Origin of the sequence: Thiocapsa imhoffii, assembly GCF_016583985.1 — a bacterium.
Lineage (GTDB): Bacteria > Pseudomonadota > Gammaproteobacteria > Chromatiales > Chromatiaceae > Thiocapsa > Thiocapsa imhoffii.
This window is the reverse complement of the sequence record NZ_NRSD01000008.1, coordinates 140,314-146,696: the sequence shown is the minus strand read 5'-3', so window position 1 is coordinate 146,696 and position 6,383 is coordinate 140,314. Positions and strand designations below refer to the sequence as shown.

Here is a 6,383-nt window from a genome sequence, read left to right as displayed (position 1 = left end):
GCGCGCTAGGGCCCTGCCGGGACAGTGCGTCACTGCACGATAGGGGTCAAGACCGCGGGGGTCCCTATCTTCGGGCTCATGATTTGGGCACCATTTGGTGCACACGACAAAAAGCCGGCGCTAGGCCGGCTTCTAAGGTCTTGACTAGTCTGGAGCGGGAAACGAGACTCGAACTCGCGACCCCAACCTTGGCAAGGTTGTGCTCTACCAACTGAGCTATTCCCGCTTTCGAGCACTGCATTTTAAAACGTTTCTGGAGGTTGTCAAGCCCTCCGCGAGCACCCATCCGCCGTCGGATCAGCCACCACGCTCCGCTTGTCCCGACAGGCTCGGCCAGGCGGCACGCAGATACAAAATCATCGACCAGAGGGTCAGGACGGCGGCGACATAGAGCAGGAACAGCCCCAAGTCATAGACCCAAGGACCGAACAGGGTGTCGCGCAAAATCAGCAGGATGATCGAGACCATCTGTGCGGTGGTCTTGATCTTCCCCGTCTTCGACACCGCCACCTTGGCGCGCGCGCCGATCTCGGCCATCCACTCGCGCAGCGCGGAGACGGTGATTTCCCGTCCGATGATGACGATCGCGGGCAATGCGAGCAGGGTTCTGGGGTCGACCTGCAGCAGCAGGACGAGCGCCACAGCGACCATGAGTTTGTCAGCGACCGGATCGAGAAAGGCGCCGAGCGGTGAGGTTTGCTCCCACAGCCGGGCGAGATACCCGTCGAGCCAGTCGGTTAGGGCCGCCAAGCCGAAGACCGCGGCGGCCACATAGGATGCCCAGGGAGAGTCCAGATAAAACACCACGACAAACACCGGAATCAGCAGAATCCGCAGCATTGTCAGGAGGTTGGGCGTATTCCACATAGGCTAGGATCCCGCGGCCGCTTCATGAAGGGCATCGAAGATCTGATGCGCCAGTTGGCGCCCGATCCCTTCGACACGAGCAATCTCATCGACCTCAGCCCGCGCCAGACCGCGCAGACCACCAAATTGTTTCAGCAGGCGTTGACGGCGACGGGGGCCAATCCCGGCGATCCCTTCGAGCAGCGAGGTCTTGCGTGCCGTCGCGCGCCGCTGACGATGGCCTGTGATCGCGAAGCGATGTGCCTCGTCGCGGATCTGCTCGATCAGATGCATTGCCGGTGAGTCACTTGGCAGTATAAGGGGCGTTTCCACTGCCAACAACCAAAGGCACTCGGTTCCTGGGCGGCGGTCAGGTCCCTTGGCGATGCCGACGATCCGCACATCCCTGATCCCAACCTCCTGAAGCGCGCGCGCGACCGCTGTGAGCTGACCCCGCCCCCCGTCGATGAAGAGGATGTCCGGGAGCGGGTACTCGCCCTGCTTGATCCGGGTATAGCGCCGGGTGAGCGCCTGATGCAAGGCGGCATAGTCGTCACCAGGGGTGATGCCCTCGATGTTGAAACGACGATAATCCGACTTGCGCGGACCCGACCCATCGAACACGACGCAGGAGGCCACCGTGAGTTCGCCCTGAGTGTGGCTGATGTCAAAGCACTCGATGCGTTGCGGGGCTTGCTCCAGTTCAAGCGCTTGGCGCAAGGCCTCCATGCGACGCGCATAGCCGGCCTGACTGCCGAGGCGGGATTGCAAGGCAATCTCGGCATTGCCCCGTGCCATCTCCAACCATCGGGCACGCTCGGCGCGTACCCGCCATTTGATCCGAACACGCCGCTCGGCACGCTCGGACAACGCCGTCTCCAAGAGCAGGTGCTCCTCGGGTTCGCAACTGACGATCAGTTCCGGTGGTACCTCTTTATCGGCATAGAACTGAGCGATGAATCCGGCCAGCAGGGTTCCCTCATCGGTCTCGTCCGGCGCCTTGGGAAAGAAGGCCTTGTTGCCGAGATTGCGTCCGGCCCGGATGAAGAAGACCTGCACGCAACTGATGCCACCACGCTGGGCGCTGGCGATGATATCGAGATCCCCGCCCTCGCCGTTGACGGATTGTCGTTGCTGAATGCGTCGCAGCGTCGCGATCTGGTCACGCAAGGCGGCGGCCCGTTCGAACGCGAGCATGGCGGCGGCCTGCTCCATCTTCTCGCCTAGGTCCGTGATCACGGCATCGGCGCGCCCTTCGAGAAACTGGATGGTGTGCGTGACATCCTCGGCATAGGTTTCGGCATTGATCAGGCCAACACAGGGCCCGCTGCAGCGCTTAATCTGGTATTCGAGACAAGGACGGGAGCGGTGTTCGAAGAAACGATCCTCGCATTGCCGCACCGGAAACAGCTTCTGGAGCAACTGGAGGGTCTCGCGCACCGCCGCGGCACTTGGGTAGGGGCCAAACAGTCGCCCCGAGGTCTTGCGCGAACCACGATAGAAGGCAAGCCGGGGAAAGGCATGATCCATGCTGAGATGGATGAAGGGATAGCTCTTGTCATCGCGCAGGACCACATTGAAGCGTGGTTTCAGCGCCTTGATGAGATTGCTCTCCAGCAGCAAGGCTTCGCCCTCGGTGCGAGTCACCGTCACCTCGATCTCGGCGATCTGACTCACCATGACCTGGATGCGACGGGTCAGAGCGCGACTGAAGTAACTCGCGACCCGCCGTCTCAGGTTGTTCGCCTTCCCAACATAGAGCACCGTTCCCGCGGCATCGAGCATCCGATAGACACCCGGGGACGTCGGCAGGGCGGCAATGCGGTCGCGTGAGGGGGGACCACGATCGCAGTCGTCTCGCCCAGTCGCTGCAAGATCCGCGTGCGGAGTCGGGTTCGGGTCGATCATCTTTAAGATGCGATCACGCAAGGGCTTCGAGCGGGCCAATCGCCCAGGGTTCGACCGCGACGCCGTGACTCATGCGAGACCATGCGGGTGCGATGGAGTCGGTGGCTGAAATGCCGAGCGCGGCGGGGATCCGGGCATCGATGCGCACATCGCCACCACGGATCCCAATCCAGCCTGAAGTCACCTGCCGTTGAATGTGCCGACACAGCCGAGTTCGGACACTCAACTGTTTAAACTCAACGCATCCGCTGCCCTGATCCGGCAGCACACACCTCGGCCTGTGCGCGGCGCCTCAATCCGGACGTTCGGTCTCGCGCAGTTCGAGGGGGTCGTGCCGTTGCAGAATCTCTTTGATCTCGCTCCGCGTGACATTCGGACTGAGCACTTGAACCTCATGCTTGCCCTCGTGTTCGCGTGAGCGGATCTCCTCCTGGGGAATGCCGGTCGAAACCAGGTCGTCGATGGCGTTGGTCAGTGCTGTCGCTGATGAGTACACGGCGGTGGTGATCTCGGCCATGGTGATGCCTCCTCCTCATGGATGGTCCAACCGTTCGCTCAAGCGAGCGGCTATTGGGGTTGATCGACACGGCCAGGACGGCTGAGTCGATCGGAACAGACGTGCGCGCCGTCGCACACATCATATCGAACGGGCTGCACGCCCGGTCACGATGACGCCTTAAGACGGGCTGGACTCGTTGGGCTCCGCGGCCTTGGACCGCATGGTGCCGTCAGGTCGCGGAGCGCCGCAACGCCGTCATCTCGTTTGCACCTGCGCGAGCATAGCCGCACGCGGCAAGCCCGACAAGATCGAACACCCGCCACACTGACCGCGGGACCTGAGAATCGCTCCGCGCAGACGCGGGGATCCATCAGCGCACGCCGCCGAGAAGCCCCACCGCCGCGTGATATTGAGGTTGAGAAGGCCGCATTCTCAACCTATAATCCGTCGTTTCCCAGCCGATGTAGCTCAGTCGGTAGAGCAACGCATTCGTAATGCGTAGGTCCGCGGTTCGAATCCGCGCATCGGCTCCAGATCAAGTTGTGCCAGTCTCGACCACGACCCAACAGCCGGCCTGTGCCGGCTTTTCGTCGTGATCTGGACCGCAGACGGCGAACCCTTCGTCCGCACGGGTGGTCATAGGTTCAGGCGCGGCGGGGCGGCGCGGTTGCCTGCGCAATCCGAGACGACCCTGCTCGCACCAGACTGGCGACAGCGGCGATGTCCGGATCCTCGCGCGATGGCGACCGAATCGACACGCCTCCAACCCGCGCTCCCAGATGCCGCGGTGATGCGTCTGTTGATCCATGTCGCTCGATCCGGGACCATGACTTCACTTGTGCTCCCTCTTTACGTGCTTGAGGTTTGGTTTGAAGCTGCATCTCGCCATGTCCCTCTGTGGTAGCGTCGCGCTTGGATTGCTGCAGATCGGCTGCGCCGTCTCCCCGACGACGACCGATACCGATCTTCGTCCCTCAATGACGTCGTTGGAGCACAAGCCACAGCTCTTCTTCCCCAATGCCAAGACCCAGGAGGTCAAGGCCATCGCCATGGGCGCCGCGCGCAGCCGCGGCTGGGCCATTGTCGAATCGACTGACGACCGCCTCGTGGTGCAACGACCACTCGATCCCGGTTCGCCGTTGGCGCAACGCATGGCGACAACGGTTGGAGACGTCGAGGTGACCTCCTATTTCGTCGATGAGCGCGGGGGGGTGAAGGTCGCACTCGACGCCGCGATCCTGTCACCGACCCCGAGCGGAACGAGTCCGACGCGCATCGATGCCACCGAGGCCGCGCGACCCGCCCTGATGGAATCTCTGGAATCACTCCACGCCTCCTGGTCGCAGAATCGCGGCCGGGTGGCTCGGGCCGCCCCACCGATCGGCGGGGCACGCACCGCGGAGGACGATGGCGATGAGGATTTCGGCAGCGAAGGCCTGGATGAGCCCATCCTCGCCGAGCGGCAGCCGAGCAGTTGGACCAACGAGTCCGCCGCTGCGCTGATCGCACCCACGAGCACTCCAGCCCCCGCGGTCACGCCTGTCGCCCCCCCAGCGACCGTCGCGGATCGTGCCCCCGTCGAACCCAGACCGACCACGCCACCGATGGCTGCCATGCCACCGGCACCACAACCGCGTCGCACGCCCGGCGGGCCAGCCCCGGTGGTCGACGCCACGAACATCATGATGCGCGGGACGGCATCGCAAGCGCCCGTCCAACCGATGGCCTTCCCCGCCCCGGTCCCGCAGATGCCCAGCGCGACTCCTCCAGCACCCAGGCAGGACCCGCTACCCTCGTTTGATCCGATCCCGGTCGCATCCACCTCGGCCTATTACGCGGAGCAATTCGCCCGGCTGCGCGCGTGCAACATCACCAGCCAAGGGGCCATCCTGATCGACAGTCGCAGCGATGGCGAGGTCTATCGAATCCCTTGTCTCAACGCCGATAGCATGTTGGTGCAATGCCAGGATAGCGACTGTCGCGGTCTGCTCTGAGGCACGACGCGCGCCCCCGCGTCACGATGGCGACCGTCGCGCTGAAGACCACGACCGGCCGCCTGCTCTTGATCCTTGCCCTGAGTGCCGAGATTGCAGCGGCTCCGCAACCCCGTGCTGGACCCGGCATCCTCTTATTCCAAGCCACGGTGGAGGAGGCACGCGAGGTCGCGTTGGCCTCGGCGACCGCCAGCGGATGGGTCCAGGTTGACGCCACCACGAACAGCATCGACTTGGAACACCTGATCGAGGATGAGGACATCCACGATCCCCGCGCACCCAAGACCCTGATTCGCATCCAGGTGATCTTCTCGGACGAACCCATGGGAACACGCGTACTGCTGCAGGCCATGCAAGTGCAGAGCGCCGATGATCGCTTAGTGACCAGCGATGTCACCGCGCGCTACGCCGAAAACCTCGACAATGCCCTCAACTCGCTGCGACGCCGCTGGGACCTGCGCCGGGGTGCCCAGGGTGCATCGGTTCGCTCACCCGAACCGCGGCAAGCATCTGAACCTCGGCAGGCCGCGGTTGGGATCTGGGCCTACTACGCGGAGCGCTATGCCATCGCCCTGGGCTGCGAACTCGGCCACAGCGGCGCCATCCTCGCGCAGTCCGGGAGCGATTGGGAACGACATCGCGTCCCCTGCCATGACGGTCGGATCCTGGAGGTCATTTGCCATCACGGCGATTGCACCCAACCTTGAGTGACATGTGATGCGCACCCCACATGGGCTGAAGCATTCCGTTGCACTGAATCGGCCACGGCCGCCGGTTGGAGATGACCATGGGAATGATCGAAACAGGCGAGACCATGCTGCAGCGGGGGCAAGATTCAGCCTTGCTCCGCTTCAGCCTGGGAGCCGAATATCTGAAGGTGGGGCAGACGGTTGCGGCCCTGACACATCTGGCCGAGGCCGTGCGTCTCGACCCGGGTTACTCCGCGGCCTGGAAACAATATGGCAAGGCCCTCGTGGCCGCTGGGCGCCCTAGCGAGGCGGTCGCGGCCTTCGATCAGGGAATCGCCGTCGCACAGAGCAAGGGGGATGTCCAAGCCGCCAAGGAAATGGCCGTGTTTCGCAAACGAGCGGCCCGGGAACACGATCAGACCGACCCCGGCGATGCGACCTAGAACT

7 protein-coding genes and 2 tRNA genes are annotated in these 6,383 nt (G+C 63.5%); 4 read left to right on the top strand and 5 right to left on the bottom strand.

Translation table 11 applies throughout. The annotated features are described in order from the left end of the window. Positions 1-150: 150 nt before the first annotated feature. The 5 genes from CKO25_RS09915 to CKO25_RS09895 form a co-directional block, all read right to left on the bottom strand. Positions 151-226: transfer RNA gene (locus CKO25_RS09915), tRNA-Gly, on the bottom strand. Between the two features lie 71 nt (positions 227-297). Further along, positions 298-867, bottom strand: coding sequence for a CDP-diacylglycerol--glycerol-3-phosphate 3-phosphatidyltransferase (pgsA, locus tag CKO25_RS09910; RefSeq protein ID WP_200387770.1), 570 nt, complete (start codon positions 865-867; stop codon positions 298-300). Between the two features lie 3 nt (positions 868-870). Further along, a complete protein-coding gene (uvrC, locus tag CKO25_RS09905) occupies positions 871-2,754 on the bottom strand; it encodes an excinuclease ABC subunit UvrC (RefSeq protein WP_200387769.1) in 1,884 nt (627 codons plus the stop codon). Between the two features lie 13 nt (positions 2,755-2,767). Then, entirely contained in the window at positions 2,768-2,980 is a 213-nt protein-coding gene (locus CKO25_RS09900) for a hypothetical protein (RefSeq protein ID WP_200387768.1), read from the bottom strand. A 66-nt stretch (positions 2,981-3,046) separates the two neighbouring features. Continuing rightward, positions 3,047-3,271 (bottom strand): hypothetical protein, encoded by a 225-nt coding sequence (locus CKO25_RS09895; RefSeq protein WP_200387767.1) that lies wholly within the window; start codon positions 3,269-3,271, stop codon positions 3,047-3,049. 439 nt (positions 3,272-3,710) lie between these two features. Between CKO25_RS09895 and CKO25_RS09890 the strand changes: the two genes are divergently transcribed. The 4 genes from CKO25_RS09890 to CKO25_RS09875 all read left to right on the top strand — a co-directional run bounded on the left by CKO25_RS09890 (position 3,711) and on the right by CKO25_RS09875 (position 6,379). Beyond that, positions 3,711-3,786: transfer RNA gene (locus tag CKO25_RS09890), tRNA-Thr, on the top strand. 336 nt (positions 3,787-4,122) lie between these two features. After that, entirely contained in the window at positions 4,123-5,247 is a 1,125-nt protein-coding gene (locus CKO25_RS09885) for a hypothetical protein (RefSeq protein ID WP_200387766.1), read from the top strand. 26 nt (positions 5,248-5,273) lie between these two features. Then, positions 5,274-5,954, top strand: coding sequence for a hypothetical protein (locus CKO25_RS09880; RefSeq protein ID WP_200387765.1), 681 nt, complete (start codon positions 5,274-5,276; stop codon positions 5,952-5,954). An 80-nt stretch (positions 5,955-6,034) separates the two neighbouring features. Continuing rightward, positions 6,035-6,379 carry a tetratricopeptide repeat protein gene (locus CKO25_RS09875; protein WP_200387764.1) on the top strand — a complete coding sequence of 115 codons (345 nt, stop codon included), beginning with the start codon at positions 6,035-6,037 and terminating at the stop codon, positions 6,377-6,379. Positions 6,380-6,383: the final 4 nt, after the last annotated feature.

Bases quoted from the DNA above. Each gene is read 5' to 3' on its own strand.
- pgsA (WP_200387770.1), bottom strand. From the start codon at position 867: ATGTGGAATACGCCCAACCTCCTGACAATGCTGCGGATTCTGCTGATT.
- uvrC (WP_200387769.1), bottom strand. From the start codon at position 2,754: ATGATCGACCCGAACCCGACTCCGCACGCGGATCTTGCAGCGACTGGG.
- CKO25_RS09895 (WP_200387767.1), bottom strand. From the start codon at position 3,271: ATGGCCGAGATCACCACCGCCGTGTACTCATCAGCGACAGCACTGACC.
- CKO25_RS09880 (WP_200387765.1), top strand. From the start codon at position 5,274: ATGGCGACCGTCGCGCTGAAGACCACGACCGGCCGCCTGCTCTTGATC.
- CKO25_RS09875 (WP_200387764.1), top strand. From the start codon at position 6,035: ATGGGAATGATCGAAACAGGCGAGACCATGCTGCAGCGGGGGCAAGAT.